Source organism: Micromonospora sp. NPDC048170, from assembly GCF_040652795.1.
Classification (GTDB): Bacteria; Actinomycetota; Actinomycetes; order Mycobacteriales; family Micromonosporaceae; genus Micromonospora.
Window position 1 is genome coordinate 1 of the sequence record NZ_JBEZMR010000041.1, and the last position, 26,258, is coordinate 26,258.

A 26,258-nucleotide genomic window follows, 5' to 3' on the forward strand; every position below is an offset into this window, starting at 1 on the left:
CCCCGGCCCGGGGTGCCGCGCCGCCCCCGCCGCGGGCCCCGCCCCCCCGCCACACCCCCCCCGCTCCGCGGAACCCCCCGCCCCCCCCCCCCCCCCCCCCCCCACGCCCGTTTCCACCCTCCGACGCGTCGACTCGGGCGTGTCGGTCGGTCGCCTCCCCTGTCGGGGGATCGCAGGAATAACCCCGGTCAGCCGGGTATCCGTGCGGTCCAACGTCTCAAGGGGGGGAAGCATGTTGGGAATCAAACGCCTCGGCCTGCTGGCCGCGCTGGTGCTGGTGGGAGTCGCACCGGCCGCGGCGGCACAGGCCGCGGTGCAGCCGTCGCAGCAGGACACCCAGTACCTACAGGCCCTGCACCAGGTCAACCTGTTCGAGATCACCGCGGGTGACCTGGCCCAGCAGAAGGGCCAGAACCAGGGGGTCAAGGACCTGGGTGACCGGCTCAAGACGGACCACACCCAGCTCGACCAGACGGTGCAGCAGACCGCGTCCCAGCTCGGCGTGGAGTTGCCGAGCGAGCCCACCGCGGATCAGCAGTCCGTCATCGACCAGCTGAACAACGCCAGCGGCGAGGAGTTCGACCGGCTCTGGGTGACCAGCGAACTGGCGGGCCACGTCCAGGCCATCCAGGCCACCCAGACGGAGATTTCGCAGGGCTCCGAGCAGTCGGTGGTCCAGCTGGCCCAGACCGCCCTGCCGACCCTGCAGGCGCACTACGACGCGCTGGTGCAGCTGGCGGAGCAGTTGGGCATCCCGGTGCCGCAGACCAGCGCCAGCGGCACCCCGAGCCCGGGCGGCACGACGCCGGCCCCGGGTGGCACCAGCACCGAGACCCCGGCTCCGGGCGGCACCACCGAGTCGCCGGCTCCGGGCGGCACCTTCGAGACGCCGGCTCCCACGCAGAGCTGACGTCACCGCACCACGACGACGGCCGGTCCATCCCCGAGGGGTGGGCCGGCCGTCGTCGGTCCGTGCCGGGCCGCGGCGTGCGGCCCCGGCGTCCGCGTCAGTCGGCGTTCGCGAGGCCGATCGCGAACGCCTCCTCCAGGTCGTGCTGGGAGTACGCCCGGAAGGCGATGTGCGACTCGGTGTTCAGCACCCCCGGCACCTTGGAGATGCTGCCGGCGATCACCTGGGCGATCTGCTCGAACTCCCGGACCCGGACCATCGCGATCAGGTCGACGTGGCCGGCCACCGAGTAGACCTCGCTGACGCCGGGCAGGTTGGCCAGGTTCTCGGCCACCTCGGGAATCGAGTCGGTGGCGCAGTCGATCAGCACGATCGCGGTGATCACGGGGCACTTCTCCGTTCGTCGGCGTCGTCGCCCATGTTAGTGCGGTGTCCAGAAACGTTCACCGGGCCGCGCCGCGCCGCGACACCGCCGACGTTCCTGGACACCGCACTAGATGTCTTCCCGGCCCGGGGTCGGCGGTGTGCCGTGGACGGTGAGGGCGCTGCCGGCGCGGACCGCGTCGCGGAGGCGCTCGCCGGGGCCGACGGTGGCGCCGGGCCAGACGACCGCACGCTCCACGTCGCCGTGGACGACCGCGCCCGCGCCGATCACCGCCGCCCGGCAACGGCCGGTCACCGTGGCCGTCGGGTCCACCAGGTTGTCGCCGCCGGCGGAGTGCAGGTTGGCGGCCAGGTAGTCGGCCGGGGTGCCGGTGTCGTAGAACGTGCCGGGATACGCCACGACGGTCAGCGCGCCGGCCGCCTCCGCCGGGCGCCAGACGGCCCGTACGAGGTCGCCGAACCCGACCGGCAGCTCCCGCACCAGTCGCCACGGCAGCAGCGAGAAACCGGTGAACACGTGGCCGTCGAAGGTGCCCGGTGCCGTCGGGTCGGCGGCGGGCTGCCCGAGCAGGCGTACGGAGTCGCCGTCCCAGTCGTGCAGCAGCGCGGCGATGTCGGGACCCGGGGGCCGGGCCGGGTCGGCGAGGTAGGCGTCGGCGTTGCCGACCAGGACACCCCGCCCGGCGATCCACTCCCGCAGGTGCGCCACCCCGCCGGCGGTGCCGAGCGGGTCGCCCGGCTCCACCGAGAGGTGGGCGCGGCCCCCGACGTGGTCGACGACCTGGTCGCCGAGGTAGCAGGCGTTGACGGCGACCCGACCGGGCCCGACCAGGCCGAGCCCGGCCAGCCGGTCCAGCGCCCGGTCGAGCAGCGGCACGTTGCCCACCGGGCAGAGCGCCTTGGGTAGCCGCTCGGTCAGCGGCCGCAGCCGGGTGCCCTCGCCGGCGGCGAGCACCACCGCGCAGACCTCGGCCCGGCCGGCGGTCACGGTCGCGCCGTGGCCTCCCGGGGCGGCGGTGGCCCCGCCGTCGGCGGTCACGGCATCGCGTCGGGCACCGGCGGCGGGAACTGCCCGGCCAGCGGCCCGATGTCGTAGTACGCGAGCAGCCGGGCCGTCGGCCAGGTCAGCTTCGGCAGATCGTCCAGCGGGTGCCAGGCGGCCTCGAAGACCTCCGCGCCGTCGACCTTCAGTTCGGTCGTGGACGCCGGCACCTCGGCGGTGAACACGACGTCCACCCAGCCCTTGGCGTGCACCACGGCGTTCGGGACGGCGGGGTGCAGCTGCCGGGGCGAGAGCCGGATGCCGGACTCCTCGTGCAGTTCCCGGGCGGCGCCCACCACCGGAGCCTCACCCTTCTGCAACAGGCCGGCGGGCAGCCCCCAGCCCCGGCCGGGTGGCTGGCGCAGCAGCAGCAGCCGGCCCGCCCCCTCGGCCTCGCTGTCCCGGACCAGGGTGACCGCGCCGACGATGTACTTCGGCACGGCCAGCCGGACCAGGCGGCGGCGTACCGGCAACGGCAGCCGGTAGAAGACCTGGTAGGCGACGGCCCGACCGGTGGCGCGCGAGCGGGGGATCATGCGTCCAGGCTAGTGGCCGCGAGGAGCGGGCGGACCACCCGGGCCACAGCGGTCACTGCCGATGGTCCACCAGGTCGATGAGCTGGCATACGACCGTGTCCGGCTCGATCACCCGGTCGAACACCGCGACCAGCAGCGTCTCCAGGTCGGGGTAGCCGAGCTCCTCCGACAGCCGCAGCAGCGGCAGGTCGCTGGCCAGGCCCCGGTCGTGCTTGCGCAGGGCCAGCCCGATGGTGGCCCTGCCGAGGCGGACCTTGTCGGTGATGGAGATGCCCGGCTCGGTGTGCTCGGCGAACCACCGGCTGATCTGCATCTGCGCGTGCGGCGACTTGACGAAGCCGAGCCACTCCCGGCGAGGCCCGCGTGGGGCGACGTCGGCGTCGAAGCCGTTCGCCGCGTCGGTCTCGGTGAAGATCTCCACCACGTCGCCCTCGTCCAGTTCGGAGGAGAGCGGTGCCAGCCGGCCGTTGATGCGTGCCGCGAGACAGCGGTCGCCCCGCTCGGTGCCCAGCTCGTACGCGAGGTCGACGGGGGTCGCCCCGGCGGGCAGAACGACCTGTCGTCCGTCGGCGAAGACCTGGATCTGTGCCTCGGCGAGGTCGCAGCGCAGCGATTCGAGGAACTGCGCCGGGTCTGCCGCGCCCTGCTCCCAGTCGAGCACCCGGCGTAGCCAGTCGAGCTGCTCCGCGCGGGCGGCGGACCCACCGCCACGGGCAGTGGCCGTGCCGCCGCCGGAGCGGGGGAAACGGAAGTCGGCGGCCACGCCGTACTCCGCCGAGCGGTGCATCTCCTCGGTGCGGATCAGCACCTCCACCGTGCGGTTCTTCGGCCCGCAGACGCTGGTGTGCAGGGAGCGGTAGAGGTTGTTCTTGGGGGAGGCGATGAAGTCCTTGAACCGGCCGGGGACCGGCCGCCACACGCCGTGGACCGCGCCGAGCGCCGCGTAACAGTCGGTTGCCGGGCCGTCCACCACGATCGCGATGCGGGGCAGGTCGAACGGGGAGGCGTGGCCACCGGCCACGGTGTCCTTCCAGATCGAGTAGAGGTGTCGTGGGCGGGGGGTCACCGCCGCGTCCACCCGGCTGCGGCGCAGGGCCGACTTCGCCCGGGCCACGACCTCGTCGAGGTACGCGTTCCAGCCCGGCCGGTCGTGCACGTGCCGGGCGATCCGGGCGTGCTCGTCGGGCTCCAGGTGCAGCAGCACCACGTCGTCGAGCTCGCGTTTGAGCGTCTGGATGCCCAGCCGGTCGCAGAGCGGGACCAGGACCTCCTGCGTCTTGCGGGCGATGCGTTCCCGGGACGCGGCGGACCGGACGCCCAGCGTGCGCATGTTGTGCAGCCGGTCGGCCAGCTTGATGATCAGGACCCGGACGTCCTTGCCGGCCGCGATGATCATTTTGCGGATCGTCTCGGCCTCGGCGGCCTTGCCGTAGAACGCCTTGTCGAACTTGGTCACCCCGTCGACCAGGTGCGCCACCTCCGGCCCGAAGTCCTCGGCGAGCGCCTGGAGGGTGTAGCGGGTGTCCTCCACGGTGTCGTGCAGCAGCGCGGCGACGAGGGTGATGGCGTCCATGCCGATCTCGGCGCAGATCTGGGCCACCGCCAGCGGGTGGGTGATGTACGGCTCACCGCTCTTGCGGAACTGCCCGCGGTGCATGTTCTCCGCGATGGTGTAGGCCCGGCGCAGCACGGAGGGCTCGGTGCCGGGATGGATCGTCCGGTGGGTCCGGACGAGTTGGCTTACCGGATCGGTGTCGGCGGTGGGCCAGCTCAGCAGCGAGCGCAGCCGGCGGGCCAGCGGCAGCTCGCCAGGTTGGGTCGGAAGGGCGCCCCCCAGGGCGGCGCCGCGTCCGGCGTCGACGTCCACGTGGGACACCTCCTCACCCCGGCCCCACGGCCGCCGACACCCGGCAACCGGGAGCAGGCCCACGAAACGGGCAGGACTGCACTTCTCCAACAGCCTAAGGGAGTCGAGGTAGTCCGATCGGTCACTTGGTCATGGGCGTTCGGTCGAGCTTTGGTGGGAAGCGGCTTTCTCGGCCTTGCTCAGCAGGTCGCGGAAGCGGGCCGCGCCGGCCACCGGGGACGCCCAACCGGAGGTCATCTCCACCAGCCGGGTCTCCGGTCGCTCCAACCAGGACAGGATGCGCTCGGTCTCCTCGGCCGAGGCGCACGGGACCGGGCCGTGGCCGGGCAGGACGGTCTCGGCGGTCGCCCGGATCGCGGCGATCGTCGGTCGTGGATGGACACCGGCCGGCGAGACGCCCGCCCCGGCCAGCCGGCCGTGCCGCACCAGCGCCAGCTCCCAGCCACCGCGGGCCGCCGGCCGTGCCGCGGCCAGCTCGGCGATCCCGGTCAGCGCGGTCAGCCGCTGCATCCGCACGGTCGCCCGCAGCACCGCCGCCAGCCGGGACCGGGCCACCGCCGCCTCCTCGTAGCGCCGGGCCTGGGAGAGCGCGTCGATCCGGGCGAGCAGGGCGTCGACCACCGGCTGGGGATCGCTGGCGGTGGCGGTGCGGAACGGCGCCACCGCGCGGGCGTCGTACTCCTCGGGGGAGATCCGGTGCTCGCAGGGCGCCGGGCAGCGACCCAGCTCGGCCAGCGCGCAGGCCGGCGTGACCGTGCGCAGCGAGAGCCGGTGGGTGCACTGGCGCAGCGGCACGGCGTCGTAAAAGCCGGCGGCGGCCAGCTCCGCCGCCCGGCGGGAGCTGAACGGGCCGAGGTAGGCGGCGTCGCCGGGGGAGACGGCCCGGACCACCGACAGCCGGGGGTACGGCCCGTCGGTCAGCTTCAGCCAGAGCACCCGCTCCGGGAACTTCGACCGCCGGTTGTACGGCGGGGCGTGTGCCCCGATCAGCCGCAGCTCGCGGACCTCCGCCTCCAGCGAGTGGGCGCACTCCACCGCCTCCACCCGCTCCGCCGCGGCGAGCATCTCGGAGATCCGGGCCCGCTTCTCCGCGGCCGTGAAGTAGCTGCGCACCCGGGTGGCGATGTCGCCGGAGGTGCCGACGTAGAGCGGCCGGTCGTCGGCGGCCCGGAAGATGTAGACCCCCGGCGCCTTGGGCAGCCCCTCGGCCAGGTGCCGCTTGCGCCGCTGGGTGGGGGTGACCGCCCGGGCGAACTCGATGGCGTCGCCGACGGTGTCGACCCGGTGCCCACCCAGGCGGGCGATCAGCCCGTGCAGCACGTCGACGGTGGCCCTGGCGTCGTCGAGCGCCCGGTGGGTCGGCTGGGTGGCCGTGCGGAAGTAGGCCGCGAGGGTGCCCAGCTTGCGGTTGGGCACCTCGTCGCGGGTCAGCACCCGGCGGGCCAGCGCGGCGGTGTCGAGCACCCGCGGGTTGGGCCAGCGGTAGCCGTGCTTCGCGCACGCGGCCTTGAGGAAGCCCACGTCGTAGGGGGCGTTGTGGGCGACCAGCACGGCGTCGGCGACGAACTCCAGGAAGCTCGGCAGCACCTGCTCGATCGGCGGGGCCGGCACGAGCATGGCCTGGGTGATGCCGGTGAGCACGGTGATGAACGGCGGGATGGGCACGCCGGGGTTGACCAGGGTCGCCAGCACGCCCAGCTCCTCGCCGCCGCGCACCTTGACCGCGCCGATCTCGGTGATCCCGCCCCCGTCCGGCGCGCCGCCGGTGGTCTCCAGGTCGACCACCACGAACGTCGTCGCGTACAGGGGCAGCGCCGGGTCGTTCCCGCCCGGGCCCGGGTCGAAACCGGCCAGCGGCTCCTGGACGTACTCCGTCTCTGCCATCGGCGGCACGCTAGCGTTCAGGTCCGACACTCCCGTCCCATCGGCACCAGCCGTCACCACCGGTCTAGGATGAGAGATCGGCTCACTCACCGGGCGGTGGGCCCGGTCGCGGTGGGAGACTTGCCACATGCCCCTCACCGAGCCGCACGACGACCGCCTCCGGCAGGAGGATCCGGTCGACGCCGTGCGCGACACCGGCGAGGGCGCTCCCGACGAGGCCGCCCTGCCCGAGCCTGAGACGTCGGCGCCCGAACCGGAGCCCGTCCTGCCCGAGCCGGTCCGGCAGCGCATCGTGGCGCTCACCGCGACGGTGCTGCCCGGGCTGCCCGCCGACGAGGTGCCGGTGCCGCTGCGCCGGGTCGCCAAGTTCGCCCCCAACCGCCGGGCGCGGCTCGGCGCCCCGGCGATCGCCGCCCAGCTCACCGCAGACCCGCTGTTCCGGCAGCGGATCACCGCCCGGGTCCTCGCCGACACCGGCGACCTGGGCGCCGCGGTGCTGGAGGGCACCGCGCCGGCCGCCGCCGACCCGGTCGAGGTGGCCGCGCTGGCCTACCTGGCCCGGCCCCGGGGCTGGCGGGAGCTGATCGAGGCCAGCGGCGCGGCGGTCCGCGCCGAGGCCGACAGCGCGGTCGTCGCCGAACTGGTCCGCGAGGCCGAGCAGCGGGCCACCCGGGCCGAGCACGACCGGGCGGTGGCCCGGGTCGAGGCGGAGAAGCTCCGCGACGAGCTGGCCCGGGTCCGCGAGGAGCTCGGCCAGGTGCGCGAGGAGAGCCGGCAGCTGACCCGGTCGCTGCGCGAGACGCAGGCCCGCGAGCGCAAGGCCACCGAGCTGCTCGCCACCGAGCGGGGCCGGGCCACCCGGGCGGCGGCGGACGCCGACGCCGAGCTGCGCCGGGTCCGGGCCCGGTTGGCCGAGGCCGAGGCGGCGGCGGGGGTCGCCCGGACGAGCGCCAAGGAGGCCCGCTCGGTCGACGACGCCCGGCTCTGGCTGCTGCTGGAGACCATCGGGCAGGCCGCCGTCGGGCTGCGCCGCGAGTTGGCGCTCGACCCGGTCGACAAGCTGCCCGCGGATTTCGTCGCCGACGCCTTCGCCGACCAGTCCGGCACCACGCCGGCCGGCACCGCGGCCCGTGCCCGGGACACCGACGATCCGGCCCGCCTCGACCAGTTGCTCGCCCTGCCCCGGGCGCACCTCGTCGTCGACGGCTACAACGTGACCAAGCGCGGCTTCGGCGAGATGTCCCTGGAACAGCAGCGCAAGCGGCTGATCACGGGCCTGGGCGGGATCGCCGCGCAGACCGGCGACGAGGTCACGGTGGTCTTCGACGGCGCCGAACGGATGCACGGGCTGCCGCCCTCGCCGCGGGGCGTGCGGGTGCTCTTCTCCCGCAAGGGGGAGACCGCCGACGAGCTGATCCGGCGGCTGGTCCGCGCCGAGCCGTCGGGCCGCCCGGTGGTGGTGGTCTCCTCGGACCGCGAGGTCGCCGACGGCGTACGCCGGCACGGCGCGTACCCGCTGGGCGCCGACTCGCTGCTGCGTCGGCTGTCCCGGTCCTGATCGGGGCGCTTGATCGCTTTCGAGCCGTCCGCGACCCGTTGTCCCTTTTCTGTCGTACCCCGCGCCTAGCGTCGTGGTGACCGATGGTGGTCGGGTGGCGACGCAGGTGTCCCGCCCGTCGCCGCAGCACATCAGGAGGCGAGATGCTCATCGACTGCGACGGGTGTGGCGTCCGGGGCGACGGCTGCGCCGGCTGCCTGGTGACCGCGCTGTTCGACGATTCGTCCCCGGCCGCCGGGCTGGGTGGCTCCGAGGCCCGGGCGATCGAGGTGTTCGCCCGGGCGGGCTTCGAGGTGGAGGTGTTGCCCGCGCCCCGGCCGGCGCGGCGTCCCGCGAGGCGCCACCGCGCCGCCTAGCCCTGGCCGGGGCGGGTCGGCGCGGGGTCCCCGGGTCAGCGGGAACGGTCGCCGTTGTAGAGCTTCTTCGCCCAGAGGTAGCCGACCAGTGCGATGCCCGCGCACCAGGCCACCGCCACCGCCGCGTTGCTGCCGACCGGGTCACCGGTGAGCAGCGCGCGCAGGGTCTCGATGATCGGCGTGAAGGGCTGGTGCTCGGCGAACTGCCGCAACCCGGCCGGCATCGAGTCGGTCGGCACGAAACCACTGCCGATGAAGGGCAGGTAGGTCAGCGGCATGGGCAGGTTGCTCGCCGTCTCCACGCTCCGGGTGACCAGCCCGAGCGCGACGGAGAGCCAGGTGAGCGCGAAGGTGACCATCGCCAGCACGCCGACCGCGCCGATCCAGCCCGTCAGGTCCGCCGTGGGGCGGAACCCGATGAGCAGCGCGACCCCCGTGACCACCGCGAGGCTGAGCATGGTCTGGATCATGCTGCCGAGCACGTGGCCGGTGAGCACCGACACCCGGGCGATCGCCATGGTGCGGAACCGGGCGATCACGCCCTCGGTCATGTCCATGGCCACCGACACCGCAGTGCCGGTCGCGGCCAGGCCGGTGGTCATCAGCAGGATCCCGGGGGTGACGTAGTCGACGTACTCGCCGCGACCTCCGGCACCGCCGCTGAGGCCGGCGCCGAGCGTGCCGCCGAAGACGTAGACGAACAGCAGCAGGAGCAGCACGGGCATGCCGGCGAGCAGCACCGTCATGGACGGGTAGCGCACCGCCCGCCGCAGGTTGCGCCGCAGCATCGTGTTCGAGTCGCGTACGGCGTAGGAGAGGGTGCTCATCGCGGGAGGGTCCTCGCTTCCTCGGGGCGGCCGGTGAGGGCCAGAAAGACGTCGTCGAGATCGGGGGAGTGCACCGACAGCGACTCGACGGCGATCGACTGCTGGTCGAGTTGGTCGAGCAGGGCGCGCAGCGACGCGACGCTGCCGTCGCTGGGCACGTGCAGGGTGAGGTCGTCGGGTTCGCGGGCCGACTCGCTCAGGGCGCGCAGGGCCAGGTCGTAGCCGGCGGCATCGGCGAAGCGCAGGCTGATGTGCCCGCCCGGGACGAGCCGCTTGAGTTCGCCGGCGGTGCCCTCGGCCACCAGCCGGCCGTGGTCGAGGACGGCGATCCGGTCGGCGAGCTGGTCCGCCTCCTCGAGGTACTGGGTGGTCAGGAAGATGGTCACGCCGTCGGCGACCAGGTCACGCACGATCTGCCACATGGCGTGCCGGCTGCGCGGGTCCAGCCCGGTGGTGGGCTCGTCGAGGAACACCACCCGGGGCTGCCCGACGAGGCCCATCGCCAGGTCCAGCCGCCGGCGCATGCCGCCGGAGTAGCTGGCGGCCGGCTTGTCGGCGGCGTCCAGCAGGTCGAACGTGCCGAGCAGTTGCCGCGCGCGACGGCGTCGCTCCCGCCGGGGCAGGTGGTGCAGGTCGGCCATCAGGAGCATGTTCTCCTCGCCGGTGAGCAGGCCGTCGACGGCGGAGAACTGGCCGGTCACGCCGATCGCGGCGCGTACCGCGTCGGGCTCGCGGGCGGGATCGTGGCCGGCGACCCGCACCTCGCCGGAGTCGGCGCTGATCAGGGTGGACAGGATCTGCACCGTGGTGGTCTTGCCGGCGCCGTTCGGGCCGAGCAGCGCGAAGACGGTGCCCTCGGCCACGGTCAGGTCGATCCCGTCGAGTACGACGTGGTCGCCGAAGGACTTGCGCAGGGCGGTGGTCGTGATCGCCGGTGGGGCTGCGGTGGATGGCATGTCTTCTCCTTCTGCGCCGGCACCGGGCCGGGACGCGGGGGTGTCCAGGGGTCAGCGGCGGCGGATCACGATGTCGCCGAAGGAGGTCCGGGCGCTCACCCGCACGGCGCCCTCGGGTTCCCCGGTCGGTTCGTACGCCTCGAGGTGGTTCTCCACGCGGCCGAACTGGGTGTGCAGGTCGAGCAGGGCGGCGGTGCCGGAGCGGATGCCGATGTCGAGCCCGCCCTTGGCGGTGCGGACGGAGACCTCGCCCGCCGAGGCCTCGCCGATCCGGATGTCGCCGTTGGCGGTGGTGGCGGTGACCGGCCCGTGCGCCCGGTCGACGACGATCTCGCCGTTGGCCGCCTTCGCCCGGACCTCGCCGGTGACCGTGCCCAACCAGCTGTCGCCGTTGGAGTTCCTGACCACCGCGTCGCCGTCGACCTGCTGTACGCGGATCCGGCCGGACGCGGTGCTGACCCGGGCAGGGCCGGCGACGTGTTCCACGTGGACGCCGCCTGCGGAGGTGCTGAGGTCGACGTCGGCGGTGCGGTCCAGTCGGATCTCGCCGGCCGCGGTGCGGACCCGGCAACTGCCGAGCCGGCCGGTGCCGTGGAACGCCGCCGCGGAGGCGTCGCCGTGCAACTGCGAGCCGGTGGGCAACCCGATTGTCACGTCGACCGAACCGGGCTTGCCGAACAGGCCGAGGCCGCGCTGCCGGGGTGTCTTGACCAGGAGTCGGCCGTCGGCGTACTCCACCCGGGTCTGTTCTGCGGCCCGTACGTCGGCGTCGGCGGCGGCGTTGCTCGGGCGGACCTCGACGACGGTGTCGGTGCGGTCGGTCGCCGTGACCTGGACGTCACCGACGACCAGGTCGACGGTCGCCGAGATCGGAGCAGGGGTGTCGAAAGTGGGCACGACGCAGTCCCTTCTGACGGATGAATGTCCCGGACCGGGACGGGAGGTGTGGGTGGCGGAGCGGGTCGGCGGAGGGCTGCTCAGCGGGCCCAGCCGGTGTAGCGATCCCCGCCCCAGGTGGCGCGCCGCTGCGGTTGCCGGGCCGCCCCGGTGTTCGCGGCGGCAGTGGCGGCCCGGACCAGCCAGGCGTTGACCGAGAGGCCGTCGCGGGCGGCGGCCTCCTCGACGCGGCTCTTGAGGTGCTCGGGGAGGCGGAAGCTGATTCGCGAGGTGGCGCCCTCCTCGACGTCCGCCGGGGGCCCGACGGCCGGTGGGGTGACCTCCGGCTCGCCCGGGAGCTCCGGGCCCGGGGGCGGCGTCACGACGAAGCTCGGCTCGCGCCCGCGCAGGCGCAGCTCGACCGACCCGGGTGCCAGGTCGCGGGTGATCTCGGCCGCCGCCGCGCCCAGTGCGTCCAGCAGCGCCAGTCGGAGCGCGGATTCGAGCGGCCCGGCCAGCCGTTCGGCCAGTGCGCGGGACTCGTCGCCGCCGAGTTCGGCGACGCCGGCCAGCTCCTGCCGGATGTTGTCGACATACGACGTCAGGTCCATGACGCCAATATGGCACCATGAAGGCGTCATGGCAAGTCATATCGGCGTCATCATGGCGCAATCATGGCGTCGGCTGGTGCCGCCCCGGCTGCTCAGGCCGTGGCCGGCCAGGGGGTTGCGCTCGGCCGCACAGGGCCGGGCCTGCGCAACGAGGCCGCCAGGCAACTGGCAGCGAGACGGCCGCACAGCCAGGCGGCCAGGCGGCCAGGCGCCGGACAGCGAGGCGGCGCGGCGCGGCCGGGCGTCGGGGCGGGCAATAGGATGGGCGGTCCACGGCGGAGGGAGCGGCGGCATGACGCGGGTACGGCGCGACAGCGGCTGTCCCGCCGCGATCGGCGGCGACGTGGAGCCCCGGCGAGCCCGCGCGGCGGGGAGCGTCAGCGACGTCATCGGCCCCCGAGCGGTGCACCGAGCCCGTGGCGGCGGGGCGTCGGGAGGGCCGCGGTGACCCCGCGCGGCTGGGCGCTGCTCACCCTCGCCGGGCTGACCCTCGCCCTCCTCGTCGCCGCGGCGCTGCTGATCCCGTGGCACCGGCCGCCGGCTCCCCGGGCCGACCAGCTCGCCGCGCTGGGCGACCTCCCCGCCGACCAGGTGGCCCACAGCCGGGAGTTCCGTTCCGCGCTGCGCCCCGCCGGCTGGGCCGCGATCGCCATCGGCCTGCTGGTGGCCCTGCTGCTCGGCCTGACCCCGCTGGGCAGCCGGCTCGTCGAGCTGGCCGGCCGCCCGTTCGGCGGCCACTGGGCCGCGCAGGCCGTGCTCGGCGGGCTCGCCGTGGTGCTCGTCGCCGACCTGGTGACCCTCCCGTTGTCCGCCTGGCGACAGTCCGTCCTCACCCGCTACGGGCTGAGCACCAACGGCTGGAGCGGCTGGGCCGTCGACCTGCTCAAGTCGTACGCGGTCAGCGCGGTCATCGGCGCGGTGGCGCTGCTCGGCTTCTACACCGTCATCCGGCTGTCGCCGCGCTGGTGGTGGGCGTTCGGCGCGGCCGGTGCGGCGACCCTCGTCGTGCTGCTCTCCTTCGTGCTGCCGGTGCTCGTGGAGCCGGTCTTCAACAGGTTCACCCCGATGGAGCAGGGCCCGCTGCGGACCCAGCTGACGGAGATGGCGGCCCGCGACGGCGTCCCGGTGCGCGACGTGCTGGTCGCCGACGCGTCGCGGCGCACCCGGGCGGTCAACGCGTACGTCTCGGGGCTCGGGCCGACCCGGCGGGTGGTGGTCTACGACACCCTGCTGCGCGAGGCGACGCCGGCCGAGGTGACCGCCGTGGTGGCGCACGAGCTGGGGCACGCCAAGGACCGGGACGTGGCGGTCGGCACGCTGACCGGGGCGCTGGGCGCCGCCGCCGCGGTGGTGGCGCTCTACCTGCTCGGCTCCGCCGGCCCGCTGCTGCGGCTGGCCGGCGTCGAGTCGGTCGCCCAGCCGCGCGCGTTTCCCCTGCTGGTCGCCCTGGTGACGGTGGCCGGGCTGGTCTCCGCGCCGGCGCAGGCGCTGATGTCGCGGCGGGTGGAGGCACGCGCCGACGCGCACGCCCTCGCGCTGACCGGCGACCCGGCCGCGTTCGAGGCGATGCAGCGGCGGCTCGCCGGCATCAACCTCGCGGACCCCGATCCACCACGCTGGGAGTACCTCTACTCCGCCACACATCCGTCCACGGTCGAGCGGATGGCCGCCGCCCGCGCCCACGCCAGGGAGGCCGGCCGATGAGCCGTACGCTGCTGATCACCAACGACTTCCCGCCCCGCCCCGGCGGGATCCAGTCCTTCGTGCACAACCTCGCGGTGCGCCAGCCCGCCGGGTCGGTCGTCGTCTACGCCTCGACGTGGCGGGGCGCGGAGAAGTTCGACGCCGACCAGCCGTTCGAGGTCATCCGGGACCGCACCCGGGTACTGCTGCCCACCCCGCGGGTCGCCCGACGGGCCGCGCGGCTGGCGCGGGCGTACGACTGCGACACGGTGTGGTTCGGCGCGGCGGCCCCCCTCGGGCTGCTCGCCGCGGGCCTGCGCCGCCGCACGGGCATCCGCCGGGCGGTGGCGCAGACCCACGGGCACGAGGTCGGCTGGGCCGCGCTACCGGCCGCCCGGGCCGCGTTGCGCCGGATCGGGCGGGGCGTCGACGTGACGACCTACCTGGGCGAGTACACCCGGGTGCGGCTGGAGCGGGCGCTGCACGGGGTGACCGAGCTGCACCGGCTGGCCCCCGGGGTGGACGTGGACGCCTACCACCCGTCGGTCGACGGCGAACCGGTGCGGCTCCGGCTCGGGCTGGCCGACCGGCCGGTGGTGGTCTGCGTGTCCCGGCTGGTGCCGCGCAAGGGGCAGGACATGCTGATCCGGGCGATGCCCGAGATCCGTCGCCGGGTGCCCGACGCCGCGCTCCTGGTGGTCGGGGGCGGGCCCTACCGGGACACGTTGGAGAAGCTGGCCCGCCAGGCGGGTGTCGAGCGGGACGTGGTCTTCACCGGCTCGGTGCCGTCGGCCGACCTGCCGGCCCACTACGCCGCCGGTGACGTCTACGCCATGCCCTGCCGCACCCGCAACCGCGGCCTGGACGTCGAGGGGCTCGGGATCGTCTACCTGGAGGCCTCCGCGACCGGTCTGCCGGTGGTGGCCGGCGACTCCGGTGGCGCGCCGGACGCCGTCCGGGAGGGCGAGACGGGGTTCGTGGTCCGTGGCCGGGACGTCGCCCAGCTCGCCGACCGGGTGGCCACGCTGCTCGCCGACCGGGACCTGGCCCGCCAGTTCGGCGCGGCCGGTCGCGCCTGGGTGGAACGGGAGTGGCGCTGGGAGGCGCAGGCTCAGCGGATGGCCGCCCTGCTCGCCGGCTGACGGCGTCCCGCCGCGGTCGGCGCGGGCGGCGGTCAGCGCAGGCGGGCCAGGACGCGCTCGGCGGAATCCGGGCGGCCGAAGTGCCAGCCCTGGCCGGCGTCGCAGCCGATCGCCCGCAGCCGCTCCGCCTGCCCGGCGGTCTCCACGCCCTCGGCGGTGACGGTGAGGTCCAGGGCGTGCGCCAGCGAGACGAGCGAGGCGAGGATCCGTTCGTCGGCCCGGGCCTCCGGTGCCCGCAGCCCGGCCACGAACTGCCCGGCCACCTTCAGCTCGGTCACCGGAAGGTCCCGCAGGTACGCCAGGTTGGAGTAGCCGGTGCCGAAGTCGTCGATGGCGATCCGGACGCCGAGGTCGGCGAGGACCTGCAGCGCCCGGACCGGCTCCTCCGCCGTGCTCATCATGGTGCTCTCGGTGATCTCCAACTGGAGCCGCTCCGGCGACAGCCCGGTGTGCCGCAGCAACGCGCGCACCTCCTGGACGAGCCCGGCGCGGCGTACCTGCCGCACGGCCAGGTTGACGCTGACGAACGGGGCCGACCCGTCGCCGGCGGCCCAGCTCTCGGCCTGCCGGCACGCCTCGGCCAGCACCCACCCGCCCAGCGGCACGATCAGCCCGGTCTCCTCGGCGAGCCCGATGAAGCTGTCGGGCCGCAGGACGCCCAGCTCCGGGTGCCGCCAGCGCACCAGGGCCTCCATGCCGAGCACCCGGCCGTCGCGCAGCGAGGTCAGCGGCTGGAAGTCGAGGTAGAACTCGCCCCGTTCCAGCGCGGCGGGGATGGCCGCGGAGAGCGCGTACCGGGCCAGGTCCCGGCGGTCCCGGTCGGCGTCGTAGAGCGCCCAGCGGGCACCACCGGCGGCCTTGGCCCAGTGCAGCGTGCTGTCGGCCGCCCGCATCAGGTCACCGGGGGAGGTGCCGGCGACCTCCCGCTCGACGATGCCGATGCTCGCCGAGACGCTCAGCTCGTGCCCGTCCACCAGCACCGGCTCGCGTACGGCCGCGAGCGCGGCCTCGGCCACGGCGACGGCGTCGTCGGTGCCGGCGGTGCCCTCGACGAGGACGACGAACTCGTCCCCGCCGAGCCGGGCGACCAGGTGCCCGTCGAGGGCCCGGCGCAGCCGGTCCGCCACGGCCACCAGCAGCCCGTCGCCGACCTGGTGCCCGTGCGAGTCGTTGACCACCTTGAACCGGTCGAGGTCCAGGAAGCAGACGCAGAGGCGCGCCGCGTCCCCGGCGGTCGACTCGATGGCCGCGCTGAGGCGTTCCGTCAACAGGGTGCGGTTGGGCAGGTCGGTCAGCGGGTCGTGGGTGGCCTGGTGGCGGAAGCGCGTCTCGCTGGCGCGCAGCGCCCGCTCCGCGTCCGCCCGGGCGGTCATCGCGGCCCGGCGGATCGACTCCTGCTCGTCCAGCGTCCGGTCCCGCAGCGCGCGGGCGTACCCGGTGGTCACGGCGGCCAGCAGCCGGGCCAGCCGATCCTCGACCTCCTCCTCGACCAGCCCGAGGTCGCGGGCCAGCCGGAGCTGGACGACCTCGACCGTACGCCCCAGCGCCTCGGCCGAGGCGATGTGCGCGGCCACCAGTTCCGTGCCCACGCGGTGCCCGACCCGCAGGTCGATCGGCTCGGCCAGCAGAGCCGCCGCGAGCTGCTCGGTGAGGCGTTGCAGCAGCGCCTCGAGCTGGGCCTGGGTCATCGGCAGGTAGCTCGTGCCGGAGACGGCCTTGGCCCACGCCCGGGCGAAGGTCCCCGGGCGGGACGGGTGCCGCACGGTGGTGCCGGTCGGGGCGACGGTGGCCACTCCGGGCGCCCTACCCACCGAGGCGCCCGACGCCGCCGATGAAGGCCGACCGCTCGGCGTCCTCGGCGCTGTCGGGGGACTCCGGGCGCCACTGCGGCACCCAGACCACGCCGGGGTCGACCAGCTCGAAGCCGTCGAAGAGGGCGGTCAGCTCGCCGTGGCTGCGGATCCACAGCGGATTGTCGGTCCGCCGGTACACCCGCTCGGCGTCGGCTCGCTCGTCGTCGCCACGGCCGTCGCCGCTGGTCTGCGAGAGCACCAGGTAGCTGCCCGGCGCCAGCGCCTCGCGCAGCGTCCGCAGCAGCTCGGCCGGCCGGTCGTCGTCCGGCACGAAGTGCAGCACCGCCACGATCATCACGGCCATCGGCTGGTCGAAGTCCAGCAGCCGGCGGACGTCGGGGTGGGCGATGATGCGTTCGGGGTTGCGCAGGTCCTCCTGCACCACGGCGGCGCGGTCGTTGCCGTCGAGGATCTCCCGGCTGTGGGCCACCGCCACCGGGTCGACGTCGACGTAGACCACGCGGGCGTCGGGCGCCTCGCGCTGGGCGATCTCGTGCACGTTGCCGACGGTGGGGATGCCCGAGCCGACGTCCAGGAACTGCCGGATGCCGGCGTCGAGGAGGAACTGCACCGCGCGGCGGAGGAACGCCCGGTTGGCCTGCGCCATCAGCGGGGCCTCCGGCACCGCCGCCACCATCGCCTGGGCCGCCGCCCGGTCGACCGCGAAGTTGTGCGAGCCGCCGAGGTAGTAGTCGTACATGCGGGCCACGCTGGGACGCTCGATGTCGATCTCGTCGGGTGCCCAGTCCGGCCGCTGCATGTGCCCGCCCCTCTTGTCGACGTGCGGGCAACGTTGCCCGCGCCGGTATTCTGCCGGCTGGCCGTCGGGGAGACCATAGCGCGCTGTGCCACCCGCTGACGACGCCGCTCGATGCGACGACGACAGGCCCGCGCCGCCCGTGGGCGGACGCGGACCCGTCGGTGGTACTCGTCGTGCTTTCGGCCGGGAGCGGGTCAGAACTTCGGAGCGTCCGGAGCCTCGAGCAGGCCGAGCCGCAGCGCGGTCATCAGCGCCTGGGCCCGGTTGGCCGCGCCCAGCTTCTCGTAGAGCTTCGAGATGTGGGTCTTGGCGGTGGACTCGCTGACGAAGAGCTGCTTCGCGATGCCCGCCACGCTCATCCCGTCGGCGAGCAGCCGCAGCACCTGACCCTCGCGGGGGGAGAGCTGCGGCCCGGACGGGGCCAGCCGGCGCTTCATCGCCTCGGCCAGGTCGGCGGCCGTGAAGGCACTGGGGGAGGAGGCGGCGTGCCGGGCGGCGGCGACCACCTCGTCGGCCGGCGCGGTCTTGGGCACGAAGGCGCTGGCCCCGGCCTCCAGGGCACCGAAGAGCTGGTCGTCGCCGGCGTACATGGTGAGCACGACGATGCCCATCGAGGCGCTCGACTTACGCAACGCCCGGGTGGCCTCCAGACCGCTGCCGTCGGGCAGCCGCAGGTCCATGATCACCACATCCGGCTGCAACGCACCGGCCTGGCGTACCCCCTCCGCCGCCGTGGCGGCCTCCCCGACGACCTCGAACTGCCGGTCACGCTCGAACGCGTGCCGCAAGCCCTTGCGGATCAGGTCGTGATCGTCGACAAGGAGGACCTTGGTACGGGTGGCCGGTGTCGGACTTGTGGTCATCCTCGGGTTACTCCCCTTCTGCTGCCGTTGCGCTACTGCGCACGTTATCGCGCCGGGGCGAGGAACCGAGCACCACCGCAACGGTCGTGCCGCTCGGTTGCCGCGGCCTGATCTCCAACCGGCCCCGGATACGTTCCGCTCTCTCGGCCATGATCGCAAGGCCGTAGTGCCCGTCGGAGCGCTGGTCAGCGATGCCCTGACCGTCATCCGACACTTCGATCTGCGCGTACGGCGGATCGACCTCGCAGGTTACCCAGAGATTGGCCGCACCGGCGTGCTTGCGCGCGTTGGTGACCGCCTCCTGGGCGATGCGCAGCAACTCGGCTTCGGTGGCGGCGGGCAGCCGGGCGGTGGACTCGTCCAGGGACAGGTGCACCCGTAGCCCGCCGGAGGCGCCGACCGTGCGGGCGTACTCGGCGATCGCGGCGGCCAGCCCGCCGTGCCGGTCCACCTCGCTGCGCAGCTCGAACAGGCTCAGCCGCAGCTCCGTGATCACCCGGGTCACCTCGCCGCGCAGCGTGCGCAGCGCCTCGGCGGTCTCCTGCGGGTCCTCGTCGACGTACGCCAGGGCGTTGTCGATGCCGTAGCCGACCATCACCAGTTCCTGCGCGACCCCGTCGTGGATCTCCCGGGCCAGCCGCTGCCGTTCCTCGTTGGTGGCCAGCGAGCGGACCTCGTCGAAGAGGAGCGCCGCCTCCAGCCGCAGCGCGGCCGGCCGGGTCAGCCCGGTCACCCGCGACACCACCGGCGGCGGGTACGCCTGCGTCGCGTCCGCCTCCAGCACCACCAGGCCGACCGTACGCACCCCGGCCACCAACGGCACGATCAGGGCGGAGACGTCGCCGCCGCGGTGCGAGCGGGCCTGCGACCGGGCTGCGGTGTGCGGCTGCTGGCTGGCCCACGCGTCGGCGATGGCCGAGTCAGCGTCCAGCGTCGTCTCCCAGTCGACCCGGTCCACGCCCACCTGGGCGAGCACCACCAGCCGGCCGCCGCCGCTGGCCGACAGCACGGCCGCCCGGTCCGCCCGGGCCACCGTGCGCAGCTCCTCCAACAGGTGCTCGGAGATGCCGCCCGGGTCCAGGGTGGCCCCGGGCAGCTGCCGGGCCACCGTGCGCAGCTGGGTGAGCAGCCGGGTCGCCTCGGCGTACGGCTGGGGCTTGCCCTCGTTGCGGACCTGCATCACCCGGTGCAGGCCGCTGGCGGCGGCGAGGCCGAGCCCGGCCAGGATCAGCCACTGGGCGCAGACCGCGAGGTAGCCGGGCTCGGCGAGCTGCCGGCCGCCGTCGACCTCGGTGAGCGCACCGGCCACCAGCAGGGTGGCCGCGGCGACCGCCAGCAGGGCGACGCCCTCGCGGAACCGGCGGCGCAACGCGGTGACGGTCACCGGGACCGCCAGGTAGGGCAGCACCGCCGAGGCGCCCAGCCCGCCGACGTCCCCGCCGAGGGTGGCCACGGCGGCCACCTGGCTCGCGGCCAGCCCCAGCACCAGCACCTCGGCGACCCGGCTGAGCGGGCCGACCGGCCGGTGTTCGGGCGCCAGCAGGGCGGGCATCCCGGCGACCGCCAGCAGCGCGATCCACCAGAGCTGGCCGGGGTCGCGCGTGGCGAACAGGGTCAGGGTGGCGACGAGCGCCAGCATGACCACGCGCGCGATGGCGGCGAGTGGATGCGGCTGGGGCCGGGAGGGCGTCGAGGCGGGCACGTGACGGATGGTAGTCAGCCCCGATAGATGTCGGCGATTTCCGCCGCGTAGGACTTGTGCACCACCTGCCGCTTGACCTTCAGCGACGGGGTCAACTCGCCGGTCGCCTCGGTGAAGTCGTGGGGCAGGATCCGGAACACCTTGATCGCCTCGGCCTTGGAGACCGACTGGTTCGCGACGTCGACGGCGCCCTGGATCTCGGCCCGCAGCCCGTCGTGGTCGCGCAGCGTCTCGACGGGGGTGTCCTCCGGCAGGCCGGCCGAGGCGAGCCAGCGCGGCAGCGCCTCCTCGTCGACGGTGACCAGCGCGGCGACGAACGGCGCCCGGTCGCCGACCACCACGCACTGGCTGACCAGCGGGTGGGCCCGGACCTGGTCCTCCAGCACGGCCGGGGCGACGTTCTTGCCGGCGGCCGTCACGATGATTTCCTTCTTCCGGCCGGTGATGCTCAGGAAGCCGTCGTTGTCGAGCTGGCCCAGGTCGCCGGTGCGGAACCAACCGTCGGCGCTGAGCGCCTCGGCGGTCGCCGCCTCGTTGCGCCAGTAGCCCTGGAAGACCAGATCGCCGGCGATCAGGATCTCGCCGTCGTCGTCGATGCGGATGGTGACGCCCGGCAGCGGCCGGCCGACCGAGCCGATCCGGGTGGCGTCGGGCAGGTTCGCGGCGGCGGCGGGGGCGGTCTCGGTCAGGCCGTAGCCCTCGCAGACCGTCACGCCGATGCCGCGGAAGAAGTGGCCCAGCCGGGCGCCGAGCGGGGCGCCGCCGGAGATGGCGTCGCGGCACCGGCCGCCGAGCGCCGCCCGCAGCTTGCGGTAGACCAGCTTGTCGAAGAGCGCGTGCTGGGCGCGCAGTGCCAGGCCGGGGCCGCCGGAGGTCTCCAGCGCCTCGCTGTACGCGATGGCGACCTGCTCCGCCCGGGCGAAGATCCTGCCCTTGCCGTCGGCCTCGGCCTTCTGCTTGGCGCCGTTGTAGACCTTCTCGAACACCCGGGGGACCGAGAGCACGAAGGTGGGCCGGAAGTCCTGGAGCTCGCCGACCAGGTTCTTGGTGTCCGCGCAGTGCCGCATGGTGGCCCGCGCCTGCACGACGCCGATCTGGATCAGCCGCGCGAAGGCGTGCGCGAGCGGGAGGAAGAGCAGGGTCGAGGCGCCCGGCCCGAACAGGTTCGGCAGCACCGGCACCGCGTTGGCGATGTCGGCGTACATGTTGCGGTGGGTCAGCATGCAGCCCTTGGGACGGCCGGTGGTGCCGCTGGTGTAGATGATGGTGGCGAGGTCGTCGGCGCGGATCGCGGCCCGCCGCCGGTCGATCTCCGCCGAATCGACCGACGCGCCGGAGCGGACCAGCTCGGACACGGCGTCGAGGTCGATCTGCCAGACGTGGCGCAGGTCGGGCAGCCGGTCCCGGACACCGGCGATCAGGGTGGCGTGCGCGGTGCTCTCCACCACGCAGCCCACCGCGCCGGAGTCGGACAGGATCCAGGCGGCCTGCTCGGCGCTGGAGGTCTCGTAGATCGGCACGGTGACCGCGCCGGCCGTCCAGATGGCGTAGTCCAGCAGGGTCCACTCGTAGCGGGTGCGGCTCATCAGGCCCACCCGGTCGCCGGGCTGGACGCCGGCGGCGACCAGGCCCCTGGCCGCCGCGACGACCTCGTCACGGAACTGCCGGCAGGTGACGTCGGCCCACGTGCCGTCCGCGCCGCTGGGGCGGACGAACTGGACCTCGTCCGGCGCGACCTCGGCGTTGTCCCAGACCGGGTCGGTGAGGTTGGCGGCGTCGCCGATGGTGACGATCGGCGGGACGGAGAACTCGCGCACCTGCACTCCCTCGTGCTCGCACTGGCCGGGCGGGCCGCCATCACGGGTCGGCTCTGTCGAAACCTACCCGTCCCGGTGCCCCGGGCGAAAAGGCAGGTCGCCCGGCTGTCCGCCGGTCACTGTCGGGAGCCGCGCTCCGGCGTGCCGGGGACGGCGCGGCGTGGGCGCCGCCGCTGCCGGGTAGCCTCCCAGCATGGCGGACACCTCCACCCAGTCGATCATCATCGGCGCGTCACCGGAACGGGTGGCGGCGGTCATCTGCGACTTCCCGAGCTACCCGGAGTGGACCGAGGCGATGCGGCGGGTGGAGGTGATCGAGGAGTACGAGGACGGCTACGCCAGTCAGGTCCGGTTCACCATCGACGCCGCCGTGCTGGCCGACGAGTACGTGCTGGCCTACGAGTACGCCGAGGACCTGTCCCGGATCGAGTGGCACCTGGTGGCGCCCTCGAAGATGCAGAAGTTCCAGCGTGGCTCCTACGACCTGGTCGGCAACCCGGACGGCAGTACGACGGTGACCTACACCCTGGAGGTCGAGCTCTCCGTCGGGATGCTCGGCATGTTCCGTCGCAAGGCCGAAAAAATGATCATGGATACGGCGTTGAAGCAGCTCAAGCTCCGGGTAGAAGCACCCGGTGCGGCGCAGACGCGTCCGGCGGAAGGCTAGGGGAGCCGACCATGGGTGCAGCGGATCCGGGTTCCGCCCGGGAAGAGGCGGAGCGTCTGGTCGCCACGGCGCTGGCCGCCGCCCGGCTGGCCGCGGCCGGCGCGAAGAGCGGCCAGTGGGGTCCGCTCGGTGGGATCGTGTCGAGTGTCCTCGGTCACAGTGACGGCCCGGCTGGAACGACCGGACCGTCGACGCACGGTTTCGCCACGGGTACGGCCGAATGCTGCGTATGCCCGCTCTGTCGGGGCATCGCGGCCCTGCGCGATCCGAGCCCCGAATTCGCCGAGCGCCTCGCCACCGGCGCGGGCGACCTGGCCGCCGGCGTGGCCAGCCTGCTGCGCGCCTTCACCCCGCCCGAGCCCGCCACCGACACCCCCGACGGACCGGCGACGACGCCGAGCCCCGGTGGCGAGGACGACCACGTGTGGCGCGAGGCCACCCGTAGCGGGCATGATTCTCAGCCGGCACCGGAGCGGGACGTCTGGTCCGCGGCGACGCGGGCGGAGGACGAGGCCGTCCCCGCAGCCGCGCCACCCGTCGACGTCGCCGGGCCGGCCGACGCGGTGACCGTCCGGACGTCGACCGACGGGCCCGTGGTCCCCGCATCCCGGGTGCCCGCCGACGCGGGCGAGCAACCTCCAGGCGACGGGGCCTGACCAACGCACATCCCGACCACGCGCAGGTCGTCCGCCCGACGCCGGTGCGGGCAGCACAGCAGAGGGGAGTGGCAGCGGTGACGCTGACCATCGGAGTCGACGTCGGTGGCACGAAGGTGGCCGGTGGTGTCGTGGACGCCGCCGGCACGGTCCTCGTGCAGGCCCGACGGGACACCCCCGCCGACGACGTCGCCAAGACCCGGGACGTCATCATCGAACTGGTCAGCGACCTGGCCGCCGCACACCCGGTCGAGGCGGTCGGCATCGGCGCGGCCGGCTGGATCGACGCCGGCCGCTCGACCGTGCTGTTCGCCCCGAACCTCGCCTGGCGCGACGAGCCGCTGCGCGACTACGTGAGCGCCGCGACCAACCTGCCGGTGATCGTGGAGAACGACGGCAACGTGGCCGCCTGGGCGGAGTTCCGCCACGGTGCGGCCCGCGACGCCGACGACTCGATGGTCATGTTCACCATCGGCACCGGCGTCGGCGGCGGCATCGTCCTCGGCGGGGAGCTGCTGCGTGGCGCCAACGGCATCGCCGCCGAGCTGGGCCACATGCTGACCGTGCCGGACGGCCACCAGTGCGGCTGCGGCCGGCTCGGCTGCATCGAGCAGTACGCCAGCGGCAGCGCCCTGGTGCGGTTCGCCCGCGCCGCGGCCCGGCAGGAGCCGCACCGCGCCGTCGCCCTGCTCGAGTTGGCCGGCGGTGAGGCCGAGGCGGTCACCGGTCCCATGGTGACGGCCGCCGCGCAGGCCGGCGACCCGGTCTCCACCGAGGCGTTCGCGCAGGTCGGGCGCTGGCTCGGCACCAGCCTCGCCGACATGGCGCAGATCCTCGACCCGCAGGTGCTCGTCGTCGGCGGCGGGGTGATCGACGCCGGTGACCTGCTGCTCGGCCCGACCCGCCGGTCGTTCGCCGACGCCCTCGCCCAGCGCAGCCGCCTCCCGGTCGCCGAGATCCGCCCGGCCGAACTGGGCAACACCGCCGGTGTGATCGGCGCCGCCGACCTGGCCCGCCGGATCTGAGGCGGCGGCAGTGACGCAGAGCCCTGGCGTGCCCCTGCGCGTCGTGTCGTACAACATCCACAGCCAGCGGGACGACACGGCCGCGCTGGCGGCGGTGGTCCGCGAGGCCAGGCCGGACGTGGTGGTCGTGCAGGAGGGGCCGCGCCGGTTCCGGTGGCGGCCGAAGTCCGCTGCGCTGGCCGAGTCGTTCGGCCTGGTGGTGGCCGCCGGCGGGCTGCCCGCGCTGGGCAACCTGCTGCTGACCAGCCTGCGGGTGCGGGTGGTGGCCGAGAGGTGCCAGCGCTTCCCGCTCACCCCCGGCCGGCACCTGCGCGGCGCCGCGTACGCCGAGTGCGTGGTCGCCGGCGCGGCGCGGTTCACCCTGGCCGGGTCGCACCTCTCCACCGACCCGGCCGAGCGGCCCGCCCAGGCCACGCTGTTCAAGCGCGAGCTGGACGCGGCCGGCCCGCCGGTGATCGCCGCCGCCGACCTGAACGAGGGGCCGGACGGGGCGGCCTGGGCCACCGTGGCGCGCGGGCTGACCGACGCCGCCGTGGCGATGGACCGGGCCGACCGGCTCACCTACTCCTGCGCGGACCCCCGGCGGCGGATCGACGCGCTCTTCGTCGACCCGCGGATCACGGTGGTCGACTACGACGTGGTGGACACCCCGCAGACCCGCCGGGCCAGCGACCATTTCCCGGTCCTGGTCGACCTGCTGCTGCCCGCCGCCGACTGACCGCCCGTCGCGTCCGGGGCTGGACAACCCGCCCCATTGTGGAGAGGATGCTGCGCGACCGGCACTCGTGCCGCACAAAAGGAGATTCCGGTGTCCACCTCCACCGACCACGGCCGGCCCGACCCGGAGGCGAGCACTCTCGCCCTGACCCGCGATGGCCGGCCGGTCTCCGACCGGGGCGACACCGTCTGCGTCATCGGCGCCGGGGCCAGTGGTCTCACGGCCATCAAGAACCTCCGGGAGCACGGCTTCGGCGTCGACTGCTACGAGCGGGAGACCGGCGTCGGCGGCGCCTGGAACTGGCGGCACGACCGCAGCCCGGTGTACGCGAGCACGCACCTGATCTCGTCGCGGCCGTTCACCCAGTTCCCCGACTTCCCGATGCCGGACGACTGGCCGGACTACCCGCACCACAGCCAGCTGCTGTCGTACTTCGAGCGGTACGCCGACCACTTCGACCTGCGCGGGCACATCTGGTTCGGCACGGAGGTCGTCCGGGTGGAGCCCGTGGCGGACGACCGGTGGGACGTCACCACCCGCAGCACCGGCGGCTACGGCCCGGAACGCACCTCCCGCTACGCGGCCGTGGTGGTCGCCAACGGCCACAACTGGTCGCCGAAGCTGCCCCGCTACGAAGGGCTGGAGGAGTTCCGGGGCGAGGTCATGCACGCCTCGTCCTACAAGGACCCGGCGCAGCTGCGCGGCAAGCGGGTGCTGGTGGTGGGCGCCGGCAACACCGGCTGCGACATCGCCGTCGAGGCCGCCCAGCAGGCGTCGCGCTGCTGGCACTCCACCCGCCGGGGCTACTGGTACGCCCCGAAGTACGTCCTCGGCCGTCCCGCCGACCAGGTCAACGACGCCCTGCTGGCGCTGCGCGTGCCGCGGCGGGTGCGGCAGTGGCTCTACCACTGGACGATGCGGCTGACCGTCGGCGACCTGACCCGGTTCGGCCTGCCCCGGCCCGACCACCGCGTCTACGAGACACACCCGATCGCCAACAGCCAGCTCGTCTACTACGTGGGCCACGGCCAGATCGCGCCGGCGCCGGACGTCGCGCGCTTCCACCCGTACGCCGTCGAGCTCTCCGACGGCCGGGAGATCGACCCGGAGGTGGTCGTCTTCGCGACCGGCTACCTGCCGCGCTTCGAGTTCCTCGACGCCGGCCTGCTCGGCGACGACGCGGGGGAGGGCCGCCCGAAGCTCTGGCTGAACGCCTTCGTCCCCGGCCGTCCCACGCTGGCCGTGGCCGGGCTGGTGCAGCCGGACTCGGGAGTCTTCCCCCTGTCGCACTGGCAGACGGTGCTCTTCGCCCGGCTGCTGCGGCTGCGCGTGACCCGTCCCGACCGGGCGGCGGCCTTCGCCGCGCGGGTGTCGGCGAAGGCGGGGGAGCGGTACGCCGGGCCCGTCAAGGACAGCAGCCGGCACTGGTTCGAGGTGGGCCACGCCGACTACCTGCGCGCCGTCCAGCGCGCGCTGCACGACCTGGAGGGCTCCCGGTGAACGCGAGGAGTGCAGCGCAGCGGAGCCCCGCAGTCGCGAACGAAAGGTCAGCCCGGTGAACGCGA

24 protein-coding genes are annotated in these 26,258 nt (G+C 74.4%); 10 read left to right on the forward strand and 14 right to left on the reverse strand.

The window, feature by feature from the left end:
* Nucleotides 1-232 precede the first annotated feature (232 nt).
* Nucleotides 233-910 (forward strand): DUF4142 domain-containing protein, encoded by a 678-nt coding sequence (locus AB0D32_RS30105; RefSeq protein ID WP_357097463.1) that lies wholly within the window; start codon nucleotides 233-235, stop codon nucleotides 908-910.
* 97 nt (nucleotides 911-1,007) lie between these two features.
* Here AB0D32_RS30105 and AB0D32_RS30110 read toward each other — a convergent pair whose 3' ends face one another.
* From AB0D32_RS30110 to AB0D32_RS30130, 5 genes are all read right to left on the reverse strand, one after another.
* Complete coding sequence (locus AB0D32_RS30110; protein ID WP_088999172.1) at nucleotides 1,008-1,295, reverse strand: Lrp/AsnC ligand binding domain-containing protein; 288 nt, start codon at nucleotides 1,293-1,295, stop codon at nucleotides 1,008-1,010.
* A gap of 108 nt (nucleotides 1,296-1,403) precedes the next feature.
* A complete protein-coding gene (locus AB0D32_RS30115; RefSeq protein WP_357097526.1) occupies nucleotides 1,404-2,282 on the reverse strand; it encodes an NTP transferase domain-containing protein in 879 nt (292 codons plus the stop codon).
* Nucleotides 2,283-2,329: 47 nt separating this feature from the next.
* Nucleotides 2,330-2,872, reverse strand: a complete 543-nt coding sequence (locus AB0D32_RS30120) for an NUDIX domain-containing protein (protein WP_357097465.1) — start codon at nucleotides 2,870-2,872, stop codon at nucleotides 2,330-2,332.
* Between the two features lie 52 nt (nucleotides 2,873-2,924).
* Nucleotides 2,925-4,739 carry an HD domain-containing protein gene (locus AB0D32_RS30125; RefSeq protein ID WP_357097528.1) on the reverse strand — a complete coding sequence of 605 codons (1,815 nt, stop codon included), beginning with the start codon at nucleotides 4,737-4,739 and terminating at the stop codon, nucleotides 2,925-2,927.
* A gap of 129 nt (nucleotides 4,740-4,868) precedes the next feature.
* Nucleotides 4,869-6,623, reverse strand: a complete 1,755-nt coding sequence (locus AB0D32_RS30130; protein WP_357097467.1) for a DEDD exonuclease domain-containing protein — start codon at nucleotides 6,621-6,623, stop codon at nucleotides 4,869-4,871.
* A gap of 127 nt (nucleotides 6,624-6,750) precedes the next feature.
* Here AB0D32_RS30130 and AB0D32_RS30135 point away from each other — a divergent pair, with 127 nt between their 5' ends.
* Both AB0D32_RS30135 and AB0D32_RS30140 read left to right on the forward strand, forming a co-directional pair.
* The gene (locus AB0D32_RS30135) at nucleotides 6,751-8,181 is read left to right on the forward strand and encodes an NYN domain-containing protein (protein ID WP_357097469.1); all 1,431 of its coding nucleotides are present in this window, start codon (nucleotides 6,751-6,753) and stop codon (nucleotides 8,179-8,181) included.
* Nucleotides 8,182-8,324: 143 nt separating this feature from the next.
* Nucleotides 8,325-8,537, forward strand: a complete 213-nt coding sequence (locus tag AB0D32_RS30140) for a hypothetical protein (protein WP_357097471.1) — start codon at nucleotides 8,325-8,327, stop codon at nucleotides 8,535-8,537.
* A gap of 35 nt (nucleotides 8,538-8,572) precedes the next feature.
* Here the strand turns inward: AB0D32_RS30140 and AB0D32_RS30145 are convergent, their stop codons facing one another.
* The 4 genes from AB0D32_RS30145 to AB0D32_RS30160 form a co-directional block, all read right to left on the reverse strand.
* Complete coding sequence (locus AB0D32_RS30145) at nucleotides 8,573-9,364, reverse strand: ABC transporter permease (RefSeq protein ID WP_357097473.1); 792 nt, start codon at nucleotides 9,362-9,364, stop codon at nucleotides 8,573-8,575.
* Nucleotides 9,361-10,320: an ATP-binding cassette domain-containing protein gene (locus tag AB0D32_RS30150; protein WP_357097475.1), complete on the reverse strand. Its 960-nt coding sequence runs from the start codon at nucleotides 10,318-10,320 to the stop codon at nucleotides 9,361-9,363. The genes AB0D32_RS30145 and AB0D32_RS30150 overlap by 4 nt, the downstream gene beginning before the upstream one ends.
* A 51-nt stretch (nucleotides 10,321-10,371) precedes the next feature.
* Nucleotides 10,372-11,217 (reverse strand): DUF4097 family beta strand repeat-containing protein, encoded by an 846-nt coding sequence (locus AB0D32_RS30155; RefSeq protein WP_357097477.1) that lies wholly within the window; start codon nucleotides 11,215-11,217, stop codon nucleotides 10,372-10,374.
* A gap of 80 nt (nucleotides 11,218-11,297) precedes the next feature.
* Nucleotides 11,298-11,807 (reverse strand): hypothetical protein, encoded by a 510-nt coding sequence (locus AB0D32_RS30160; RefSeq protein ID WP_357097479.1) that lies wholly within the window; start codon nucleotides 11,805-11,807, stop codon nucleotides 11,298-11,300.
* 444 nt (nucleotides 11,808-12,251) lie between these two features.
* On the opposite strand from AB0D32_RS30160, the gene AB0D32_RS30165 reads away from it, so the two are divergent.
* Nucleotides 12,252-13,511, forward strand: a complete 1,260-nt coding sequence (locus AB0D32_RS30165; RefSeq protein ID WP_357097481.1) for a M48 family metallopeptidase — start codon at nucleotides 12,252-12,254, stop codon at nucleotides 13,509-13,511.
* Nucleotides 13,508-14,632: a glycosyltransferase family 4 protein gene (locus tag AB0D32_RS30170; protein ID WP_357097483.1), complete on the forward strand. Its 1,125-nt coding sequence runs from the start codon at nucleotides 13,508-13,510 to the stop codon at nucleotides 14,630-14,632. The genes AB0D32_RS30165 and AB0D32_RS30170 overlap by 4 nt, the downstream gene beginning before the upstream one ends.
* Nucleotides 14,633-14,664: 32 nt before the next feature.
* Here the strand turns inward: AB0D32_RS30170 and AB0D32_RS30175 are convergent, their stop codons facing one another.
* The 5 genes from AB0D32_RS30175 to AB0D32_RS30195 all read right to left on the reverse strand — a co-directional run bounded on the left by AB0D32_RS30175 (nucleotide 14,665) and on the right by AB0D32_RS30195 (nucleotide 21,627).
* A complete protein-coding gene (locus tag AB0D32_RS30175) occupies nucleotides 14,665-16,320 on the reverse strand; it encodes a bifunctional diguanylate cyclase/phosphodiesterase (protein ID WP_357097530.1) in 1,656 nt (551 codons plus the stop codon).
* 115 nt (nucleotides 16,321-16,435) lie between these two features.
* Nucleotides 16,436-17,245 (reverse strand): SAM-dependent methyltransferase, encoded by an 810-nt coding sequence (locus AB0D32_RS30180; RefSeq protein WP_357097485.1) that lies wholly within the window; start codon nucleotides 17,243-17,245, stop codon nucleotides 16,436-16,438.
* Between the two features lie 194 nt (nucleotides 17,246-17,439).
* Nucleotides 17,440-18,108, reverse strand: a complete 669-nt coding sequence (locus AB0D32_RS30185) for a response regulator transcription factor (RefSeq protein ID WP_007072219.1) — start codon at nucleotides 18,106-18,108, stop codon at nucleotides 17,440-17,442.
* 7 nt (nucleotides 18,109-18,115) lie between these two features.
* Nucleotides 18,116-19,810 (reverse strand): GAF domain-containing sensor histidine kinase, encoded by a 1,695-nt coding sequence (locus AB0D32_RS30190; protein WP_357097487.1) that lies wholly within the window; start codon nucleotides 19,808-19,810, stop codon nucleotides 18,116-18,118.
* Nucleotides 19,811-19,824: 14 nt separating this feature from the next.
* Nucleotides 19,825-21,627 (reverse strand): long-chain fatty acid--CoA ligase, encoded by a 1,803-nt coding sequence (locus tag AB0D32_RS30195; protein WP_357097489.1) that lies wholly within the window; start codon nucleotides 21,625-21,627, stop codon nucleotides 19,825-19,827.
* Nucleotides 21,628-21,820: 193 nt separating this feature from the next.
* Between AB0D32_RS30195 and AB0D32_RS30200 the strand changes: the two genes are divergently transcribed.
* The 5 genes from AB0D32_RS30200 (at nucleotide 21,821) to AB0D32_RS30220 (ending at nucleotide 26,193) form a co-directional block, all read left to right on the forward strand.
* Nucleotides 21,821-22,294, forward strand: a complete 474-nt coding sequence (locus tag AB0D32_RS30200; RefSeq protein ID WP_357097491.1) for an SRPBCC family protein — start codon at nucleotides 21,821-21,823, stop codon at nucleotides 22,292-22,294.
* An 11-nt stretch (nucleotides 22,295-22,305) separates the two neighbouring features.
* Nucleotides 22,306-22,950 (forward strand): hypothetical protein, encoded by a 645-nt coding sequence (locus tag AB0D32_RS30205; protein ID WP_357097493.1) that lies wholly within the window; start codon nucleotides 22,306-22,308, stop codon nucleotides 22,948-22,950.
* Nucleotides 22,951-23,027: 77 nt separating this feature from the next.
* A complete protein-coding gene (locus tag AB0D32_RS30210; protein WP_357097496.1) occupies nucleotides 23,028-23,975 on the forward strand; it encodes an ROK family glucokinase in 948 nt (315 codons plus the stop codon).
* A 10-nt stretch (nucleotides 23,976-23,985) separates the two neighbouring features.
* Nucleotides 23,986-24,693, forward strand: coding sequence for an endonuclease/exonuclease/phosphatase family protein (locus AB0D32_RS30215; RefSeq protein ID WP_357097498.1), 708 nt, complete (start codon nucleotides 23,986-23,988; stop codon nucleotides 24,691-24,693).
* Between the two features lie 90 nt (nucleotides 24,694-24,783).
* Nucleotides 24,784-26,193 (forward strand): NAD(P)-binding domain-containing protein, encoded by a 1,410-nt coding sequence (locus tag AB0D32_RS30220; RefSeq protein WP_357097500.1) that lies wholly within the window; start codon nucleotides 24,784-24,786, stop codon nucleotides 26,191-26,193.
* Nucleotides 26,194-26,258 lie beyond the last annotated feature (65 nt).